The 17,672-nt window shown below is 68.6% G+C and carries 17 protein-coding genes; 3 read left to right on the plus strand and 14 right to left on the minus strand.

The genetic code is table 11. The annotated features are described in order from the left end of the window. Nucleotides 1–82: 82 nt before the first annotated feature. Nucleotides 83–2,365, plus strand: a complete 2,283-nt coding sequence (locus SYV04_RS04840) for a sensor histidine kinase (RefSeq protein ID WP_321544399.1) — start codon at nt 83–85, stop codon at nt 2,363–2,365. Nucleotides 2,366–2,403: 38 nt separating this feature from the next. Continuing rightward, nucleotides 2,404–3,366, plus strand: coding sequence for a helix-turn-helix transcriptional regulator (locus SYV04_RS04845; protein WP_321544400.1), 963 nt, complete (start codon nt 2,404–2,406; stop codon nt 3,364–3,366). On the opposite strand, the gene SYV04_RS04850 is transcribed toward SYV04_RS04845, so the two are convergent. Together SYV04_RS04850 and SYV04_RS04855 are read right to left on the minus strand one after the other, a co-directional pair. Next, the gene (locus tag SYV04_RS04850) at nt 3,353–3,763 is read right to left on the minus strand and encodes a GIY-YIG nuclease family protein (protein ID WP_321544401.1); all 411 of its coding nucleotides are present in this window, start codon (nt 3,761–3,763) and stop codon (nt 3,353–3,355) included. The two genes, SYV04_RS04845 and SYV04_RS04850, sit on opposite strands and share 14 nt — an antisense overlap. A gap of 41 nt (nt 3,764–3,804) precedes the next feature. Then, a complete protein-coding gene (locus SYV04_RS04855; protein ID WP_321544402.1) occupies nt 3,805–4,371 on the minus strand; it encodes a hypothetical protein in 567 nt (188 codons plus the stop codon). A 289-nt stretch (nt 4,372–4,660) separates the two neighbouring features. Between SYV04_RS04855 and SYV04_RS04860 the strand changes: the two genes are divergently transcribed. Beyond that, on the plus strand, nt 4,661–5,812 hold the full coding sequence (locus SYV04_RS04860) for a phytanoyl-CoA dioxygenase family protein (protein ID WP_321544403.1): 1,152 nt from the start codon (nt 4,661–4,663) through the stop codon (nt 5,810–5,812). 1 nt (nt 5,813) lies between these two features. On the opposite strand, the gene SYV04_RS04865 is transcribed toward SYV04_RS04860, so the two are convergent. From SYV04_RS04865 to SYV04_RS04920, 12 genes are all read right to left on the minus strand, one after another. Continuing rightward, entirely contained in the window at nt 5,814–6,878 is a 1,065-nt protein-coding gene (locus SYV04_RS04865; RefSeq protein ID WP_321544404.1) for an alpha/beta hydrolase, read from the minus strand. Next, a complete protein-coding gene (locus SYV04_RS04870) occupies nt 6,875–8,056 on the minus strand; it encodes an epoxide hydrolase family protein (protein WP_321544405.1) in 1,182 nt (393 codons plus the stop codon). The genes SYV04_RS04865 and SYV04_RS04870 overlap by 4 nt, the downstream gene beginning before the upstream one ends. A gap of 87 nt (nt 8,057–8,143) precedes the next feature. Further along, the gene (locus SYV04_RS04875) at nt 8,144–9,823 is read right to left on the minus strand and encodes an RluA family pseudouridine synthase (protein ID WP_321544406.1); all 1,680 of its coding nucleotides are present in this window, start codon (nt 9,821–9,823) and stop codon (nt 8,144–8,146) included. A gap of 46 nt (nt 9,824–9,869) precedes the next feature. Continuing rightward, on the minus strand, nt 9,870–10,586 hold the full coding sequence (sitI6, locus tag SYV04_RS04880) for a SitI6 family double-CXXCG motif immunity protein (protein ID WP_321544407.1): 717 nt from the start codon (nt 10,584–10,586) through the stop codon (nt 9,870–9,872). A 6-nt stretch (nt 10,587–10,592) separates the two neighbouring features. Beyond that, complete coding sequence (gene sitA6, locus SYV04_RS04885; protein ID WP_321544408.1) at nt 10,593–11,363, minus strand: SitA6 family polymorphic toxin lipoprotein; 771 nt, start codon at nt 11,361–11,363, stop codon at nt 10,593–10,595. A 108-nt stretch (nt 11,364–11,471) separates the two neighbouring features. After that, a complete protein-coding gene (locus SYV04_RS04890; protein ID WP_321544409.1) occupies nt 11,472–11,654 on the minus strand; it encodes a hypothetical protein in 183 nt (60 codons plus the stop codon). Between the two features lie 433 nt (nt 11,655–12,087). Further along, on the minus strand, nt 12,088–13,350 hold the full coding sequence (locus SYV04_RS04895) for an aldo/keto reductase (protein ID WP_321544410.1): 1,263 nt from the start codon (nt 13,348–13,350) through the stop codon (nt 12,088–12,090). 65 nt (nt 13,351–13,415) lie between these two features. Continuing rightward, nucleotides 13,416–14,291 (minus strand): SDR family oxidoreductase, encoded by an 876-nt coding sequence (locus tag SYV04_RS04900; RefSeq protein ID WP_321544411.1) that lies wholly within the window; start codon nt 14,289–14,291, stop codon nt 13,416–13,418. Then, nucleotides 14,288–15,031 (minus strand): TVP38/TMEM64 family protein, encoded by a 744-nt coding sequence (locus tag SYV04_RS04905; protein ID WP_321544412.1) that lies wholly within the window; start codon nt 15,029–15,031, stop codon nt 14,288–14,290. The genes SYV04_RS04900 and SYV04_RS04905 overlap by 4 nt, the downstream gene beginning before the upstream one ends. After that, a complete protein-coding gene (locus SYV04_RS04910) occupies nt 15,028–15,690 on the minus strand; it encodes a Rossmann-fold NAD(P)-binding domain-containing protein (protein ID WP_321544413.1) in 663 nt (220 codons plus the stop codon). The genes SYV04_RS04905 and SYV04_RS04910 overlap by 4 nt, the downstream gene beginning before the upstream one ends. Further along, complete coding sequence (locus SYV04_RS04915) at nt 15,687–16,241, minus strand: TetR/AcrR family transcriptional regulator (RefSeq protein WP_321544414.1); 555 nt, start codon at nt 16,239–16,241, stop codon at nt 15,687–15,689. The genes SYV04_RS04910 and SYV04_RS04915 overlap by 4 nt, the downstream gene beginning before the upstream one ends. Nucleotides 16,242–16,333: 92 nt before the next feature. Next, nucleotides 16,334–17,422 carry an MBL fold metallo-hydrolase gene (locus SYV04_RS04920; RefSeq protein WP_321544415.1) on the minus strand — a complete coding sequence of 363 codons (1,089 nt, stop codon included), beginning with the start codon at nt 17,420–17,422 and terminating at the stop codon, nt 16,334–16,336. Between the last annotated feature and the right edge of the window lie 250 nt (nt 17,423–17,672).

The raw sequence follows: 17,672 nt of genomic DNA on the forward strand, positions 1-17,672 counted from the left end.
GCGAACAGCCCAGGCAGGGCGGCCAACACTCTCCCGAAAAGGAGGTTGGAGGGCCCCTCGCGCCACGCTAGAGACGCAGGCAATGACCGGGCGCGCACGGATCGCCGGAGCGCTAGCGGTAGGCGTGTTGGGCTACGGCCTCAACCGGCTGCCGGTGGAAGTCCTGCCCGGCATGCACATCTTGCTGGGCTTCTTCATCGTCATCCCCGCCTCCCTGCTGTTGGGGCCCTGGGCGGCGGCGCTGGCGGCTGGACTCGCTGGGGCGTTCACCCTGGAGCTGTGGGGCCATCCCTGGGGCTGGATCACCACCATGGTGGAGGCGGCGGTGCTGGGGGCGCTCACCCGGCGCTACTGGCCCCTGCAGGCCGATGCCCTCTTCTGGCTGGCGGGCATCCCCGCCGTCGCCCTCACCTACTGGCTGGGCCTGGACGTCTCCCTGGAGAACGCGCTCGGCATCGCCCTCAAATATGCCCTCAACAGCCTGCTGCCCGCGTTGCTGACCCAGGTGGCGCTGATGACGCCGGCGGGGCGCGCCCGGCTCGGGCCACTGCTGCCCGCGTCGCTGCGCTCCTTCTCGCTCACCTCGGCGGTGGGCTCGGCGCTGGTGCTCGTGCTGGCGCTGCCGCTGCTGGTGGTGGGCGTCTCCGAGGGCCGAGCGCGCTATGCCGCCGAGCGCCAGCGGATGGACTCCCAGGGCATGTTCACCGCCCACTTGCTGTCCGAGACGGTGTCGGCCGAGCTGAACTCCACGGTCGCCGATACCGAGCTGCTGGCGGACGTGCTCCGCGCGCGCTGGGAGCAGCAAGGCGCGCGGCCCTCCCCGGAAGAGATGGAGGTGCTGGTGAAGGACTGGGTGCGCCGCTCGCCCTCCGCGTTCACCGGCTCCGTGGGGGACGCCCAGGGCCAGGTGCTGGCCTCCTGGCCCCCCTTGGGACTGGAAGGACTTCCCGTCGCGGGCAGGAACTTCTCCGATCGAGAGTACTTCCAAGAAGTGCGCCGCACGCACCAACCCCTGGTGAGCAACCTCTTCTCCGGCCGGGGTGCGGTGAGCGGGCCCGTGGCGGTGGCCGTCTCTCCCCTGCTCCGCCGGGGCACGTTCGAGGGTTACACGGTGCTGGCCTTCGACCTGGCCCGAATGCGAGCCCTGGCGCGGCAACAGCTCGAGCCGGGGGAGCGTGCGTTGCTGCTGGACCCCTCGGATCAGGTGGCCTTCGACACCGCCGCTCCTCCCTCGCTGGAGGTGGAATCGCTGCGGGGCACGCCCCTGGGCGTGGCCCTGGAAGCACACCCCGGAAGGGGCTCGGGCACCTACGAGTTGGAGCCGAAGGCGGCCATGATGAAGCGGGTGCAGGGCAGGCGCCACATCGCCGTGGCCCCCCTTCTCCAGCCGGGCTGGCGCATGGTGGTGGAGCAGCCCTTGAGCAACCTGGACCGGGGCGTCGTCAGCGCCTACCGCGCGCTGCTGGCCACGCTGGGGCTGGCGCTGGTCCTCACCTTCCCCGCCACTCGGATGCTGGCGAGATTGCTGTCCCGCCCCGTGGCCGCCGTCTCCCAGGCCGCGGGGCGATTGGCCTCGGGTGAGCGCCACGTACACGCCTCCATCGGCCCCCACCTCACGGGCGCGATGGAGCTGGAGCAATTGGGCGCGGCCTTCGACCAGATGGCCGAGCGGCTCGTGCGACACCTGGAAGAGGTGGAGCGCTCCAACCAGGAGAAGGACGCCTTCCTCTCCATCGCCAGCCACGAGCTCAAGACGCCCCTGGCCACCCTCAAGCTCCGGCTGCAGCGGCTGCGCATGGATGGCGTGCGCGCCGAGAGCATGGAGGTGCTGGACCGGCAGGTGGATCGGCTGGCGCGGCAGATCAACCAGATGCTGGACGTGTCCGAGCTGGCCGGCGGCAAGCTGGCGCTCACCCCGATGCCGCTGGAGCTGTCCGCGCTGGTGCGCCGGGTGGCGGAGGCCCGCGCGAACTCCGCCCCGGAGCACCGGCTGGAGCTGGCGCTGGAGCCGGTGGAGGGCTGCTGGGACGGAACGCGCCTGGAGCAGGTCGTCTACAACCTGATGGACAACGCCATCCGCTACAGCCCCGAGGGCGGTCCCCTGGAGGTGCGGCTGCGGCGCGAGCAAGGCGCGGCGGTGCTGGAGGTGCGCGATCGCGGCGTGGGACTGGGGCCCGGGGGAAGCGAGGAGCTCTTCGGTCGCTTCAGCCGAGGCAACCTGATCAGCATCAGCCGCGTGGAGGGGCTGGGCGTGGGGCTCTACCTGAGTCGGGAGATCGTCATCCGACATGGCGGCACCATCCACCTCGCCTCCCGAGAGGGCGGCGGCGCCGTCGCCACTGTCCGGCTCCCGGCGAATCCCTGACAGCCCCTGTCAGGGACTTTCTGGCATGGTGGAGGGCGATGCGGTCCAGCCGGCTCCTTGCCCTCCTCCTCATCCTCCAGCGGCGTGGCCATGCCACGGCGGCGCAGCTCGCCACCGAGCTGGAGGTCTCGGTCCGTACGCTCTACCGCGATGTGGCGGCGCTGCTGGCCGCTGGGGTGCCGGTGTGGACCGAGCCGGGCCCCCAGGGAGGAATCCGTCTCATGGAGGGCTGGCGCACGCGCCTCGATGGCCTGACCGCCGATGAGGCGAGCGCCCTGTTCCTGTCCGGAGCTCCGCAGGCCGTCACGGACCTGGGCCTGGCCACGGTCGCCGTGAGCGCCAGGGCCAAGGTGGATGCCACCCTTCCAGCGGAGCTGCGCGGCCGGGCCGGGCGGATCCGCGAGCGCTTCCTGCTCGATGCGCCCGGCTGGTTCAGCCGGCCCGAGCCGCTGAAGGCGCTGCCCGCCGCCGCCGAGGCGGTCTGGGCGACGCGAAGGCTGGAGTTCCGCTACGGGGAGCCGCCGGGCAGCCGGCGCGTGGATCCGCTCGGCCTCGTCCTCAAGGCGGGCACCTGGTACCTCGTGGCGCGGCACCGACAGGCCATCAAGACGTACCGGCTCAGCCGGATCCGCCAGGCGGAAGTCCTGGCCGAGACGTTCCTCCGCCCCGACGGCTTCGAGCTCGCCACCTGGTGGGCCGAATCCTCCGCCGCGTTCGACAAGTCGCTGCTCATCTATCCCTGTCGCGTCCGTCTCTCGCCCGAGGCCCAGAGACACCTGCCCCGCCTCCTCCCGCATGAGGCCGTTCACCGGATGCTCGCCGAAGCGGGCCCACCGGACGCCGAGGGCTGGCGCACGGTGGAGCTCCAGATGGAGAGCGAGGAGGTAGCCGCCGATCAGCTCACGGGCCTGGGCGCGGGCGTGGTGGTCCTCGACCCCCCAGCCCTGCGCCAGCGCCTGTTCACGGTGGGCACGCGGATGGCGGCGCTCAACGCGCCGTGACCTCGTCCGGCAAGGTGTTGTAGCCGGCCTCTCCGTAGGGGCGGAGCCGCTCCAGCCAGAGCGACTCCAGCACCCGCAGCTCCTCCTTCAGGTCCGCGCCCGGCTCCTCCGGGGGAGGCAGCACGTCGAGCACCTCGAAGGAGAACGCATCGGCGCCGTGGTGCTGCCAGTCCTCCTGCAGCGCCGGGTAGGTGCGGTGCATCCCAGTCGTCAGCTCGAAACGGACGCGGTTGAGTGCGCCCGGCAGGTTGAGGCTCGAACCCACCATCACCTTGCCGTTGGCCCGGTTGCGGACGACGAACACCCCCATCGGGGGAGGCTTCTCCTTGTAGTTCTGCTTCAGCTCCGCACGGCGCGTCGAGCTGCCGCGCCGCGCGCCAGGATCATTCGAGGACATGGGGACCTTCTCTGTTGGGGAGTGCGGGAAAACCGCGCGCTTCAGCTCACGTAGCCGAGCGCGATGAGCTTCTGTTCGAGCCGTTCACGGGCGGCCGGATCGCTCGGCTCCACCCAGTTGAACCCCATCCGTGCCCAGTCGGGATCGGCGAGGTCCACCCCGAGTGAGACAAGGAAGCCAGGCTCGGCGATGAAGAACTGCTCGCGGAAGGGGAAGAGGTAGCCCCCTTCCTCCCGGAGCGAGGCGAGGGCCTGCGCGTAGGTGGAGAACCAGCGGTTGAGGAAGACGCTCGTCCCCGGGACGAAGAAGGCCTCCGCGTCGAAGCGGGGCCGCTCCTCCTCGCCCAGCACCTGCTTGAGCTCCGCCCAGGAGGCATGCCCCTGCTCCTGGGCAATGACAGCCAGTGCGTGCTTGCGGCGCACCGAGTCCTTACGGCTGAGCAGCTCGCCAGGAGACAGACGCGCGAAGGCGGGCAAGACGCGCAGCCGCTCAGCGGCCCGCGTCGCGCGCGACGGATCCGAGGACAACAGGTCCTTGAGCAGGAACGACGCTCGGACCTTGCATTCGCGGAGGCTGCGGGGTGTGGCGGCGCCAGGAGCTGTTCCCATGAATAGTCCCTCGTTGCCGGCCCTCACCCGATTGTGGGCCGTGGAAGGAACTCATCGAGAACACCATGTCGGGCTACCGAGTGAAGCGAGGGTGACGTCGTCTTTTTCGGGTACAGGCGCCCCTCGGCACCTGCCCTAGAGCTAACGAAGGACGCGGGAAGCTGGCAAGCCTTTTCCATGGAGGCTCCCGGTGTATGGACTTTCACCCCGTACTCGGGCAAACACCCGGGCCAGCTTCCCTGTACGTCCCGCCTCAGCACGCCTGGCCGGAGAGCGTGCTCCCAAGCACATGAACTCCAAACAACCGCTTCCCCCAGCACTCAATCTGCTGAAGAGCGTTGTCCCGCGCTTCGTCATCGACCGCATTCCCCCTGCTGTGAAGGATGCCGTTCCGCGCAACCTGGGAGAGGCCCTCCCGCTGGTGAAGGGCATGGTCCCCAGTGCCCTCCGGGAGCGGATTCCTCCTGCCATCAAGGAGCGCCTCCGGAGCATGATCGGCGCCCCCGGTCCCGTGGTGGAGGATGACTCCACCCCCGTCACCGACATCCTCGCGGCCCGGGGCATCCAGCTCCGGCAGCTCCAGTCATTCCGGCGGGAGAACTTCCCCCACGACGGGCCGAAGATGTGGCTCGACGCGCCGGACGCCGCTCAGCGCATCGAAGACAAGCTGCGCGCGGGCCTCATCACCGCCGACGAGGCCGAGCTGTGCCGCAAGTTCGCGCGCGATGGCTACGTCGTCGTGGAGAAGCTCTTCGATGACGCGTTCCTGGATCGTCTCTGGGACGCGTTCCTGCGCGACATCAAGTCGGGCCGCGTTCCGCTGGAGCCGGAGAAGCCGGGTGAGGACCGCTCCGAGTGGGGGCGCGTGCTCAACATCCACAACTACGTGCCGGAGATGGCGGAGCTGCTCTTCCACGAGCGCTTGAAGCAGCGCATCTCCCTGCTGGTGGGGCGCGAGGCCATCCCCTTCCAGACGATCCCCTCGTTCCGGGGCTCGGAGCAGCCGCCGCACTCGGACGCCATCCACATGACAACCTACCCGCTGGGCTTCCTGTCCGCGGCCTGGGTCGCCTTCGAGGACATCCACCCGGACTCGGGGCCGCTGGTCTACTACCCGGGGAGCCACCGGCTGCCCTACTTCCTCTCGAGGGACGCGGGCATCGGGCCCACGGAGTTCAAGGAGAAGGGCCGCAACCCGTACACCGCCAAGTACGAGCCCTTCATCCAGAAGAAGATCGACGAGCTGGGCCTGAAGCCCGCCTACTTCACGCCGAAGAAGGGCGACGTCCTCATCTGGCACCACAACCTGCTCCACGGCGGCTCGCCGCGGCGCGATCGCCAGCACTCGCGCAAGTCGGTGGTGTGCCACTTCTACGCCAGCAACGTCATCTGCTACCACGACCTCTCGGGCGATCCGGCGGGCGTCGGCGTGAAGGCCTGACCTACCCTGGCAGGAAGCCGAGGAGGAGCGCCCGGAAGGCCTCGGACGCTTCGAGGTGGGGCGAGTGGCCGACGCTGGGGAGGACCTCTTCGCGGACCTTGCCTCCCCGCGCCTGGTAGCGCTCGAGCATCGCCCGCGTCTGGCTGACCATGGGTTGAGGCGGGTACACCGCCTCCCCCGGCCAGCCCGGCACCGCCCCCAGCTTGCCGAGCATCCCGAAGTCGAAGAGGGACGCGTCGGAGACGATCTGATCGTCCGCGCCGCGAATCCAGAGCACAGGCGGACGCGTGGGGAGCTCCGAGAACGCGGTGAGGTCGCAGTGGCGAGGAGAGAGGGCGTTGTTCATCCCCCCGCGCCCCGGAGCCACTCCCGGCCAGTGCGGCGAGGGCACTCCTCCTCCGGGATAGGCGTCTTCCCCCACCGCCATCTGGAGCATCTCCGCGACGAGCACATCCTCGCGCGCGCGGTCCAACCGAAAGGGAGGCTTGAAATAGAACTGCCGCATCACCTTGCGCGGCGAGAAGTCGCTCTCTTGGGAGGCGTCCCCCGCGGCGAGGCGCCTGACGAACTCCGGGTTGGCCGATCCGCCGCCCGAGCCCGCGAAGTCGGGGAAGCAGGGCGTCCCTTCCAGGCCTCGGGTTCCGCCGAAGCCGTGGGGAGACACCGGAGCGATGAGGACCAGCGAGGCCACGAGCTCCGGGTGGTCGATGGCGAACTGCATCGCCACGCCACCGCCCGCGGACCAGCCGAGGAGGTGGACCTTCCGAGGCGACGGCAGGGCCTTCGGGTGGCGCAGGAGCGAGAGCAGGTCGTCGGAGAAGTCCCGCAGGCCCCGGGTCGCGTCGATGGGCGCCCGAGCCGAACCGCCGTAGCTCCTGAAGTCCGGCGCAAGGCACCGGTAGCGCGAGGGCATCGCGGCCAGGGTCTCCTCGTAGAAGCGACAGGACGAGACGTTGCCGTGCAGGAAGACCACGGGCTCACCGTCGAGCGGGCCGCTCACGAGCAAGTGGGTCTCGAGGCGATCCGTCGTGAGCTTCAGGGACGCGATGCCGGGCAGGAGGTTCATCGTGGCGACTCCTCGCCTCGCAGCGGACGGAAGAAGGCCCGCAGGTCCTCGACGAGGCGCTCGGGCTGCTCCATGGGCGCGAAGTGTCCGCCCTCCGGGAAGGGCGTCCAGCGCTGGAGGTTGAAGTAGCGCTCCGCCCAGCGCTTCGGCATCTGGATGATCTCCTTGGGCAGCGCCGCCACGGCGGTGGGCACCTCGACGACCGGCGTGCGCGAGTGCGAGGGCTTCCAGGGATTGTGCGCCGCCTCGTAGTAGTAGCGCGCCGCCGTCCCGAAGCTCTGCGTGGCCCAGTAGAGCGTCATCGTGGTGAGCAGCTCGTCCTTGGAGAAGACCTTCTCCACATTGCCGCCGCTGTCGCTCCAGTCCCGACGCTTCTCCAGGATCCAGGAGCACATGCCCACCGGCGAGTCGTTCATGGCGTAGGTGAGCGTCTGCGGGCGCGTCATCTGGATGTTCGAGTAGCCGCTGCCCTCCCGCTGGTAGGCCTGGAAGCGCTGGAGGCCCGCCTGCTCCTCGGCGGTGTACTCGGAGGGCGACGGGAAGCCCTCGGTCAGCACCGCGAGCGGAAGCAGCATGGTGAGGTGGATGCCGATGAGCTGCTCCGGGTACTTGTGACCGAGCTGTGTCGTCACCGCCGAGCCCCAGTCACCGCCATGGGCACCATAGCGCTCGTAGCCCAGCACCTCGCGCATGAGCCGCGACCACAGGTCCGCCGTGTTCCAGTAGTTCCACCCCGTCTTCGTCAGGGGCGTGGAGAAGCCGAAGCCCGGCAGCGAGGGGACGACGACATCGAACGCATCCCGGGGGTCTCCGCCGAACGCGGCCGGGTTGGTCAGCGGGCGGATGACCTTGTTCAGGTCCCAGAACGTCCAGGGCCAGCCGTGCGTGAGGATGAGCGGCAGGGGGTTGGGCCCCTTGCCCTTCTCGTGGATGAAGTGGACGGGAACGCCCTCCAGCTGGGTGCGGAAGTGGGAGAAGGCGTTGATGGCGCGCTCCTGCACCCTCCAGTCGAAGTGGACCTGCCAGTAGCGCACCAGCTCGGACAGGTAGCCCTGCTCGGTGCCATAGGCCCAACCTTCATTGGCAAAATCCCCGGGCCACCGCGTCCGCGCGAGGCGATCGCGCAGGTCGGTGAGGGTCTCGTCGGGGATGTGGATCTCGAAGCGTTCCTTGTGCATGACTCCCCCTGATGGACAGGAAAGCACGTTATCCCGGTTAGCGTGTGGGAGACGATGCACTCCGTGCGCTTCGTGCGCTCACGGGCCTCAGAACGGCGCGGGGCGCTCGAAGGAGAGCCGCTGGCCCGTGGCTGGGTGGCTGAAGGAGAGCGCCTCCGCGTGCAGGAGCAGGCGCCCCTCCGGGTGCCCATAGAGGCGGTCTCCGACGATGGGCGTGCCCAGGCCCAGGGGGTGTGCCGCGTGGACCCGGAGCTGGTGCGTTCTGCCGGTGCGGGGAAAGAGGGCCACGCGCGTGCGGGCTCCGCGACGCTCGAGGACCTGCCACTCCGTGACCGCGGCCTTCCCATGTACGGGGTCGTGGATCTGCCGGGGCCGGTCCTGGAGGTCCACGCGCATCGGCAGCTCGATGGTCCCCCGCTCTCCGCGCACCGGACCGTCGAGCCAGGCCACATAGCGCTTGTGGACCTCGCGCTGGAGGAACTGCCGCTGCAGAGAGGCGTGCGTCCGCGGATCGAGCGCCGCGACGAGCAGCCCCGAGGTGTCCAGGTCGAGGCGGTGTACCAGGAGCGGGCCCGTGGCGTGCGGATACCGGGCGCGCAGCCGGGCGAGCACCGAGTCTGTCACCGAGGCGTCGCGCCCGGGCACGGAGAGCAGGCCACAGGGCTTGTCGACGACTACCATCCACGCATCCTCGAAGAGGACGGGCAGCGTGTCGTCCACGAGGCTCGGCGGCGCGAAGGCCCTGGAGGGAGCGACCCGCAGGCCCTCCAGCATGAACGACAGCAGGGGCCCGCACTTGTCCTTGCAGGCGGGATAGAACGCGCCGGAGACGCGGCCGCCCGAGGACGGGGGAGCACCCCACCAGAACTCGGCCAGCGCGAGCGGGCGCAGGCCGTGGGTGAAGGCATGGGCGAGCAGCTTCGGGCCCGCGCAGTCCGCCGTCCCCGAGGGCGGCGCTCCGGACGTGAACAGGGCCCGCAGGGGACGGCGCTCGCCCCGAGCATTGGGGACGACATAGGTGTCGTGGATGCGCCGCATGAGCGCGCGGCAGACGATCCGCCGCAGACGATCGAGGGCTTGCAGACGCCGCTCGAGCCGTGCCCTCCCCTGCTCCACCGCATGCAGTTCCTGCTCTTGGGCCGCCTCCATTCGGCGCCGCTCCGCCTTGTCTCCTCGGCTCTCCTGATCGAGCGCATGGAGCGCCTCGCGCCTGCCGGCTTCCGTGAGCGCAGGCGCGGACGCGAGGGCCTCCCGTCGGGCGTGCCGAGCGCGCCGGTTCGCTTCATGGCGAGCCCGTAGCTCCGCGCGTTGTTCGGTGTGGCGAGCCTCCAGTGCCGCATGCGCGGCGCGGCTCTCACGAAGCTCCGCCGAGGATTGGAATGCCTCCGAGCGGGCGATCAGCCCCTTCACTGTCAGCTCGCCCGGAGGCTCCACCTGAGCACGCGCCTCGCGGTCGAAGAGTGGCGGGACGAAGCCCTCCACCTCCCACCGTCCGCCGAGCATGCCGGAGAAGGAGCGCAGGTAGCCGATGCGTCCGTCCGGCGCCTGCACGACCAGGACGCCGAACATCTTGCCGCCCTCGGGGCCCTCGAGCGTGGCGGTGGGGAGGCCGGGGGCAATGAAGCCCTTCCGAAGGTGCGCCTGCATCTCCTCCGCGGCCCGACGCGCCAGCCCCTGCGGACCATGCTCGTCCCAGGGGCTCGGGAAGGCCTCGTCCCGCTCGTGCGGGGCCGGCCGCGGCTCGAAGAAGGTGACCCACGTCTCCACGGGCTCTTCGTTACCACGAAACCCGGGCCACCCTTCCTTCAAGCGCTCAGCGCAAGGGCAATTCGCGGAAGAGGATGTCCTGCTCGTAGCCCAGGCGGCGCACGGCCTCCACGAAGCGCTCGGTGGCGATGATCATCGTCACGAGGTCTTCCATTCTGAACAGGTCCAGGTGGCTGGGCAGGGTGGCCGTGTCCAGGATGGGCTCGTCCGGCCGCTTCACCCCGAACCGCCCGCATTTCGTGCAGGGGGGAAGACGATCCGCAGGCAGACAGTCCGGATGAAGGCGTCCGCGTGGCAGCAGTTCCAACTCCAGGAGCGCTGGCGGGTTCTTCCCGCGGAAGCGCATCTCCGTGCGGCAGCCCTTCAAGCCCTGGAGTCCCTCGATTGTCAGGCGCGCCAGCGGCTCGGGCCTGATGAGCAGCATCCAGGAAATCTGAAGGCAAAGCGGACCGAACTCTCCCCGAGCAGCACCTACGAGAGGACCGAACTTGATTCCCGGCTGGAGCTGGACGCCAGAGGGCGCCAGGGGGCGTACTTGCTCGCGGAGCCGCTCGAACTCCGAGTAGTCCTCTTCCAATCGGGCGGAGTACTTCTCCTGCTCCGGGACATGCGACAAATCCACGGAGGGGAAGGCAAGCCCTGCCGTGGACCAGATGGCCTGGCACAAGGGACAGTGAATGCCAGGCAAGCCCCATTTGTGCTCGTCGTCATAGCCACCCGAATAGCGGGGATGCTCGACACGACGCAGCCAGTAGAAGCGCATGGAGTCTCAGGGGTTCCGGAATGGCGGTGGGTGCAGGGTCCAAAGCTTGTACGGGAGGATGACGCCGAACAGGCCGAACTCGTAGATGAGCTGTCCTGCATGCCGGTGTATCTCCTCTTTTGGGGCCCCGGGATTTTCGTTGATGAACTTGTCCCACGCCGCATTCCACGGGCCACCATTCGCGCCTCGGTGGATGCGCCGGTGCTCTGGCACCTCCAGCGGAAGGATGTACGCATCAATATCGATGCCCTTCTCGGTGAACCACTGCCTGAAGGCCTGCGGGTAGATATGGTGCCCCTCGTGGGGCTTCTTGCGGTAGGCCTCGGCTTCGGCCAGCAGTTGTTTCTGGCTGGGCAGCAGCTCGGACTTGGGTTGAGGTCCCCAGTGGATGATGAACACCGGCCGGGTATCACCGGACACTTCCTGGGCACTGCCCCGGTAGCGCTCGATTCCCGGCCCCGGACTGGGCAGCGGGGGAAGCCTGGTACTCGTTCCCCCTTGTCCCGGGCTGGTGGGCAATGGGGGCCGTAGATGGCGGGCGAGCACCCTCTGCCCCGCCGTCAGGCGCTCCACGACCTCACGGCAGCGGTACGCGCCACACTGGCTCTCATCGCACAACACCCCCAGGGTGCCGTCTTCGGAACAGAGCTGCTCGAACGAGGCTGCTTCCGAAGCCACCTCGCAGCCCTCGTCGGTGCCCTCGATGGGCCGGGTGGCTACACAGGCCGCCAGCAGGCAGCACGCCAAGAACAGGCACCACTCCTTGAAGCCGCGCATGAGGTTTCCGCTCCCTGGGTGGGAATCTACTGATACCGCAGGGATTGAGGTACAGAGGGTGGCCATGCACTCTCACCCCTGCCCCCTCCTGAAGAGAGAAGGTGAGGCTCAGCGCCAGACGTGCGAGAGAACGCAGGCGTTGAGGCCGCCCACGCCCATTGACAGCTTGCCCGCCACATCCCTGGGCGTCGGCACCTCGCGGTCGTAGGCGAAGAGGCTGTGCGCCTTGCCGATCTTCAGCTCAAAGCGGCGGGTTGCTCCGCTTTGAGGCGGCGGGAATCGACCCCGCATCAGAGCGGAAGCAAAACCCCAAGCAGGTCGCGCTGTTACCGGCTAACGCCTTGATCTCACATCAGATCGTTCCCCTGCTCTGTCCCGCCTCGTCCCGTCTCGTCCCGTTCAATTCCGCGCTGGTGGGTCACACTGGGGCACATGCAGCCCAACAGGGGCCCAAGAGGGCTCCTGTCCTTCCTCTGCTCCGAGCGGAATCCCACGTTCCTCAACGATCGTTTCCAGCGACGGCGATGCCCTCCTTCACGAACGCCCGCGCGATGCCAAGCCCCGTGCCTTTGCTTCCGCCGGTGATGAGCACGACTTTGCCTTTGAGAGGTGAATGCATGTCTGTTCCTTTCGGTGCGGCGGATGGTGCGGCGGTGAAAATTGGAGTCGTCGTCGCGACAGGGCGTCGCGTCGCGGTGCTCTCGTCTGGGGACCGGTTGACGGACTAACGCGCGGGCTCTGGCAGGGGCGATTTGCCGTGGCCACCCAAAGAGCTCGTCCCGAGAACCGCGCCGGTGTCACTGAGGGAGAGCACCTCTGGAGGGAAGCGGGCGCCCACGACCCCGAGGCGGGCGGCGGCAGCGTCGAGTTCCCTGACGTCCTCCGCGTCCAGCCGGACGCGCGTGGCGCCAAGGTTCTCGTCGAGGTGTTTCAAGCTCGTTGTCCCTGGGATTGGGACGACCCAGGGCTTCTTCGCGAGAAGCCACGCGAGCGAAACCTGACCGGGGCTCGCCTGGTGGCGGTCACCGATTCGGCGGAGCAGCTCCACGATGGGTCGATTGGCTCGGCGCGCCTCGACCGTGAAGCGGGGGAAGTTGTAGCGGGCGCGGATATCGGTGCTCGCGTCCAGCGGCGTGGCTTCCGTGACCGTCCCAGTCAAGAACCCCGGGCCGAGCGGGCTCCAGGGCGAGAAGCCAATGCCGAGCTCCTCGCAGACAGGCAGCACCTCGTGCTCGGGATCTCGCGTCCAGACCGAGTACTCGTTCGTGACGACGGCCACGGGCTGAACGGCATGCGCGCGCCGGATGGTCGCGGCACCCGCCTCCGACAGCCCGAAGTGCCGGACCTTCCCTTCTCGAATAAGGTCCTGCACCGCGCCGGCGACGTCCTCGATCGGAACAGCCGGGTCCACCCGATGTTGATAGAACAGCTCGATTGTCTCCGCTCGGAGCCGCCGAAGCGACCCCTCTGCGCTGCGCCTTATCTGTGCGGGGCGACTGTTGAGGCCGCAGACCTGCCTCGTGACCGGGTCAATTTCGTATCCGAACTTCGTCGCAATCGTGACGCGCTGCCGAAGGTCCGCAAGCGCTTCGCCCACGACCTCTTCGCTGAAGAACGGCCCGTAGAGCTCCGCCGTATCGAAGAGGGTGACGCCACGGTCGTACGCCGCGCGGATGAGCGCGACGGCCTGCGCCCGCTCGAGCCGAGGACCATAGGTGCCGGTGAGGTTCATGCACCCCAACCCCAGGGCCGAAACCTTAAGCGGCCCAAGGCTGCGGACGGCTCGCGCATCCGCTGACGTCTCGACGCCTTGTGGTGACGGAGAGCGCGTGGACGTCGCGCAGCCCGTCATGTTCGCCAGGATGGCGGCGCCAGCGATGCCGCCCGCGCCGACGAGGACCTCACGACGACTCGGCCCGGGACGCCGCTGGTCGGTCGCCTTCAGCGGGGCCTGGATGGCAGGCCTTTCTTCGGTGTTCTTGCGCATCTGTTTCTCCGCTTTCGGCCCGAGGCGGCTGCTGCCCACGGGGCCGGTATCGTTTCGTTTGAAGGTCACGCCGGGCGCGCGGTCGCCTGCGCGCACAACTTCTCGCTCAGCGTCCAGAGGTCGGCGGCCAGCTTCTCGTCCAGCGCCTGCTTGTTGGGCGTCACCGGACGGCGCTTAGAGACGTACTCTCCTTTGAGGGAGGCCGCCTCCGGCGATGTGGCCAGCCAGATGAGCGAGTCGGCGCCCTGCTCGGGCGTGCTCGAGAACGGCTTCGCCAGGGTGTAGACGATGTTCAGGAGGAAGCCCTGGTCTGAACCGAAACCACCGAACTGCGTGCGGACGGCGCCGGGCTCGAAGCAGTTCGCCGTTGCGGTGGTTCCGGACAGCCGCCGCTGGAGCTCCTTCGTGAAGACGACGTTCGCGAGCTTCGACGCCGCGTAGGCGCTTGGCCCCCAGCCTTCCACCGAGGTCGGCGTCCGCTGGAGGTCGAGATTGCCGCGGGCTTGCATCCCGCTCGAGGTCGAGACGACGCGAGCGCCCGGCGTCGCCCGAATGAGGTCGAGCAGTTCCGACGTCATCTGGAAGTACGCAAGGTGATTGAGCGCGAACGTCAGCTCAACCCCGTCAGGGCCCATCGTGGGCTTCTTGAAGGTCGCGCCCGCGTTGTTCACGAGGACGTCCAGTCGGTCGCGCTTCGACCGGAACTCCTTCGCGGCCCGCTTCACGTCCGCCATGCGGGATAGGTCGCAGAGGAGCATGTCGATGTCCTCGTTCCCGCTCACCTGCTTGAGCTCGGCGAGGACCTGCGCGGTCTTCTCCCTATTGCGGCCGACGATGGTGAGGCTGGCGCCGCGCTTCGCGAACTCGGTCGCGGCGGCCTTGCCGATGCCGTCGGTCGCGCCGGTGACGAGGATGACTTTGCCTACGAGGTCTTTGCTCATGGGTTGCTCCTCTGCGGGTTGGTGAAGCGTGAACTGCTGGTTGGGTCGCTGGCGCTGTCGCGCGCTCGCGATGAGCTGCGGCGCCGCTCCGCGAGGTGGGCCAACAGGGCGATGGAGATAGACGCCGCGAGCAGGCCCGCCATGATGGGCCACGCGCCTGGCTGGAGGTTCCCGGAGGCGTCGAAGAGCTCGGCGCCGAGGTAGCTCACGACAAGCAGCGGCGGCGCGTAGCCGATTATCGAGCCCCAGAAGTGGGTCCAGAAGCCGACCCGCGACACCCCGAAGAACCAGTGCAGAGGCTGCGGCATCCAGAGCATGAGCCGGAGGAGGACGACCATCCGGAAGGCGCTTCGCTCCAGGGACGCCTCGTACTTGCGGAGCCGAGAGGGGATGCGCGACGCGACCCAGTCCCTCGCCACAAAGCGGGCGAAGGCGAACCCCACCACGCTCGCGGCCATCGTTCCGACCATCGACAGCGCGAACGCCGTGGGCCACGGCCAGATGAGCGGCGCCGCGACGATGAAGACCGTCCCCGGGACCCCGAAGGGCTGCAGCACGGCGTACGCGAGGACGAAGACGAGGTAGCCCAGCGGCCCCATCGCGACGAGCGCGTCGGCGAGGGCCTTCGGCTCATCAACCCGAGCCAGAAGCCCGAAGTGGTAGGCGCTGGCGAGCATGAGCAGCACCACTAGGACGGCGGCGATGCGTGCGCTTCGGAGCGAGCGAGGCGCCGGGGTCATGCGCCGACCCGGTTGATGTCGGCGGACTCCAGGATGAACCGGTCCGCTCGTCCCTCGACAACGCCGAGCATGGCGCGGCCCAGCCGCTCTGACGTGGTGAAGAGGAACGGCATCGCGCGCACCAGCAGCGGCGTCATCAGGAACAGCGGCTTCAACAATATGACGCCGAGCTGATAGCCCCACGTCTTGCTCCGGATGCCGGGGCCCGGCCTGATGAAGCCGGGGCGGACCGCGCCCGCGTGCCGGAACGGCATCGCGAGCAGGGCGCCCTCGACGCGTTGGCGAACGCGCGCCCACATCCCGGGACCGCCCGCGCCGCCGGCGGAGCAGTAGCAGAACGACAGGCCGGGGTTGAGCCGCAGGAGCGTCCGCGCCCAAGCGAGCGTCAGCTCCTCGGTCACCCGGGCGTAGGCCGCCTCATCGAGGCCGACCGCGCTGATTCCGATCGCCCAGATGCACGCGTCGTAGCCAATGAGCTGGGGCTCGAGCGGCGCGATGTCGAACAGGTCCTGGACGAGGAACTCGCGCAGCTTCGGATGCACGACCCCTGTCGCGCTCCGGCTGATGCTGAGCACCGCCTCGACGTTGGGCGACACCAGGGCTTCGCGGAGGGCGCCGGTGCCCACCATGCCGGTCGCTCCGAAGACGATGAGTTTCACTGTTGTTTCTCCGTTTCCTTGATGGCCGCGACGAAACGGGCTGCCAGCAGGCGCGTCCGCTTCTCGAGGGTTTTCGGTGTTGGGGCGTCCGCGAGCAGGCCGTCGAGGGCGAGGAGAAAGACCTCGGCGCTCGCGTCGTCGCGCAGAATGGTCGCGACGCACTCGTGCGCGACCTTCCGATGCCGAGCGTCGAGCTTCGGATCAATGCGGTCACACGCCTCGAAGAATTCTCGGCCCATCGGCGCGCTGACCATCTCGGCCCATGGATCGAGTGCGATCAGGCGGCAGACCTCGAGCAACCGCTCGAGAGAGGTGCCGGGCCCAGCGGCTGCCGCTTTCGCCGCTGGGTGCCGCGAAACGAGCCAGTCCTCAAAGACCGCCTTGAAGATGTCCTCTTTGTCCTTGAAGACTTTGTACAAAAGCGTCCGAGAGAGCTTGGAGCGCTTCGCGATGTCTTCGAAGGCGGTCTTCGAAAAGCCGAAGTTGAGGAAGCACCACTGCGCGGCGGCCACAATCTTTTCGCGCCGCGCTGCTGCTTCGTCGTCTTTCAATGGACTTGGCACGTGGACCTCGTGACGTCTGGTTGGGGAAACGCGGGCGGGGCACTGCTGAACGGTGTTCAGGGAGAGCGCGAGCGCTGGAGTCAGTCGATCGCCTGGGTGAAGGCCGCGGTCGGGACGGGCGCGGCGATGGCCGTCTGCTCCACCTCGCGCCACCATGCGTCGACGGACTCCACCCTGGCCGGTTCGATGGGCTGACCGAGCCTCGGCATCACGAGGGGCGCGCCCGCCGACGCAGCCTTGACGAGCGTCTCGGCGGGCTCGTCCCAGGAATGAATCGCGAGATTGAAAGTGCCCCAGTGGACGGGGAGCAGCGCGCCTCCACCCAACAGCGCGTGCGCGCGGAGCGCGTTTTCGGCTCCCAGGTGAATGTGGCTGAAACCCGGGTGCCATGCGCCGACCTCGAGCATCACGAGGTCGAAGGCGCCGAGCCGCTCGCGAATCTCCGCGTACTCCGGGGTGAGCCCCGTGTCGCCGCTGAAGAAGACGGAGTGCCGAGGTCCTCGGACGACGAGAGACGACCACAGGGTTCGATTGCGTGAGACCAGGCCCCGTCCCGAGAAGTGCCGCGAGGGCGCCGCCGTGATGGAGAGGTCGCCGAGCTGAACGGACTCCCACCAGTCCAACTCGAAGATCCGCTCCGTCGGCACGCCCCACGCCTCCAGATGGGCGCCGACGCCCAGAGAGGTGACGAACGGGGCGCCGGTCGAGAGCAGGCGCTGAATGCTCGGGTAGTCGAGATGGTCGTAGTGGTCGTGAGAGACGAGGATGGCGTCGAGCGCGGGCAGTTGCTCAATCTCCACCGGAGCGGGGTGGAACCGCTTCGGGCCTGCGAAGGACAGCGGCGAGACGCGCTGCCCCCAGACCGGGTCCGTGAGCACGCGCGTCCCGTCAATCTCGAGCAGCACCGTCGAGTGTCCGAGCCAAGTCGCCCTCAGCCCGGTGTCCGGCGGGCGCCGCCACCCGTCCAGCGGATTGACCATGGGAAGCGGCGCCGACGGGACTCGTCGATCGCCCCCGAACAGGTACTCCGCGAGCATCGGGAGCATCGCCGCTCCCTCCTCCCCCGGCCCCGGGACCGGGGTGTTCTGGAAGGTGCCGTTCACATAGCGGGGGGACGACTGGATGCGCTCGAGGCGAGTGCCGCGGGCTTTGCTGCCAAAGACCTTCATGACGTTCTCCTGAGCGGCGAGCGGTGGCGACCACCCGCTCACGACATGGAGACGTTATGACAATAAGCGCATTTTTTGTCAAAATGCCCCAAGGATCGCGCCGAGTTCGTTTGCCGAGCGGCCGAGCGTGCATCGCTGATAGCCCGCTCCCTCAAGCAGGGGCGGAGCCGAGGCTGGAGGAGGAGAGCCCCGCCTTTGCCGCGACGGTGGAGGAGCCGAGGAAGGAGCGCACACCCCGTTCGGATTGGGC

Origin of the sequence: Hyalangium ruber, assembly GCF_034259325.1 — a bacterium.
Classification (GTDB): domain Bacteria; phylum Myxococcota; class Myxococcia; order Myxococcales; family Myxococcaceae; genus Hyalangium_A; species Hyalangium_A rubrum.

Bases quoted from the DNA above. Each gene is read 5' to 3' on its own strand.
- SYV04_RS04850 (WP_321544401.1), bottom strand. From the start codon at position 3,763: ATGTCCTCGAATGATCCTGGCGCGCGGCGCGGCAGCTCGACGCGCCGT.
- sitA6 (WP_321544408.1), bottom strand. From the start codon at position 11,363: ATGCGCGGCTTCAAGGAGTGGTGCCTGTTCTTGGCGTGCTGCCTGCTG.
- SYV04_RS04905 (WP_321544412.1), bottom strand. From the start codon at position 15,031: ATGACCCCGGCGCCTCGCTCGCTCCGAAGCGCACGCATCGCCGCCGTC.
- SYV04_RS04855 (WP_321544402.1), bottom strand. From the start codon at position 4,371: ATGGGAACAGCTCCTGGCGCCGCCACACCCCGCAGCCTCCGCGAATGC.
- SYV04_RS04840 (WP_321544399.1), top strand. From the start codon at position 83: ATGACCGGGCGCGCACGGATCGCCGGAGCGCTAGCGGTAGGCGTGTTG.
- SYV04_RS04890 (WP_321544409.1), bottom strand. From the start codon at position 11,654: ATGCGGGGTCGATTCCCGCCGCCTCAAAGCGGAGCAACCCGCCGCTTT.
- sitI6 (WP_321544407.1), bottom strand. From the start codon at position 10,586: ATGCGCTTCTACTGGCTGCGTCGTGTCGAGCATCCCCGCTATTCGGGT.
- SYV04_RS04860 (WP_321544403.1), top strand. From the start codon at position 4,661: ATGAACTCCAAACAACCGCTTCCCCCAGCACTCAATCTGCTGAAGAGC.
- SYV04_RS04865 (WP_321544404.1), bottom strand. From the start codon at position 6,878: ATGAACCTCCTGCCCGGCATCGCGTCCCTGAAGCTCACGACGGATCGC.
- SYV04_RS04845 (WP_321544400.1), top strand. From the start codon at position 2,404: ATGCGGTCCAGCCGGCTCCTTGCCCTCCTCCTCATCCTCCAGCGGCGT.
- SYV04_RS04920 (WP_321544415.1), bottom strand. From the start codon at position 17,422: ATGAAGGTCTTTGGCAGCAAAGCCCGCGGCACTCGCCTCGAGCGCATC.
- SYV04_RS04870 (WP_321544405.1), bottom strand. From the start codon at position 8,056: ATGCACAAGGAACGCTTCGAGATCCACATCCCCGACGAGACCCTCACC.
- SYV04_RS04895 (WP_321544410.1), bottom strand. From the start codon at position 13,350: ATGCGCAAGAACACCGAAGAAAGGCCTGCCATCCAGGCCCCGCTGAAG.
- SYV04_RS04900 (WP_321544411.1), bottom strand. From the start codon at position 14,291: ATGAGCAAAGACCTCGTAGGCAAAGTCATCCTCGTCACCGGCGCGACC.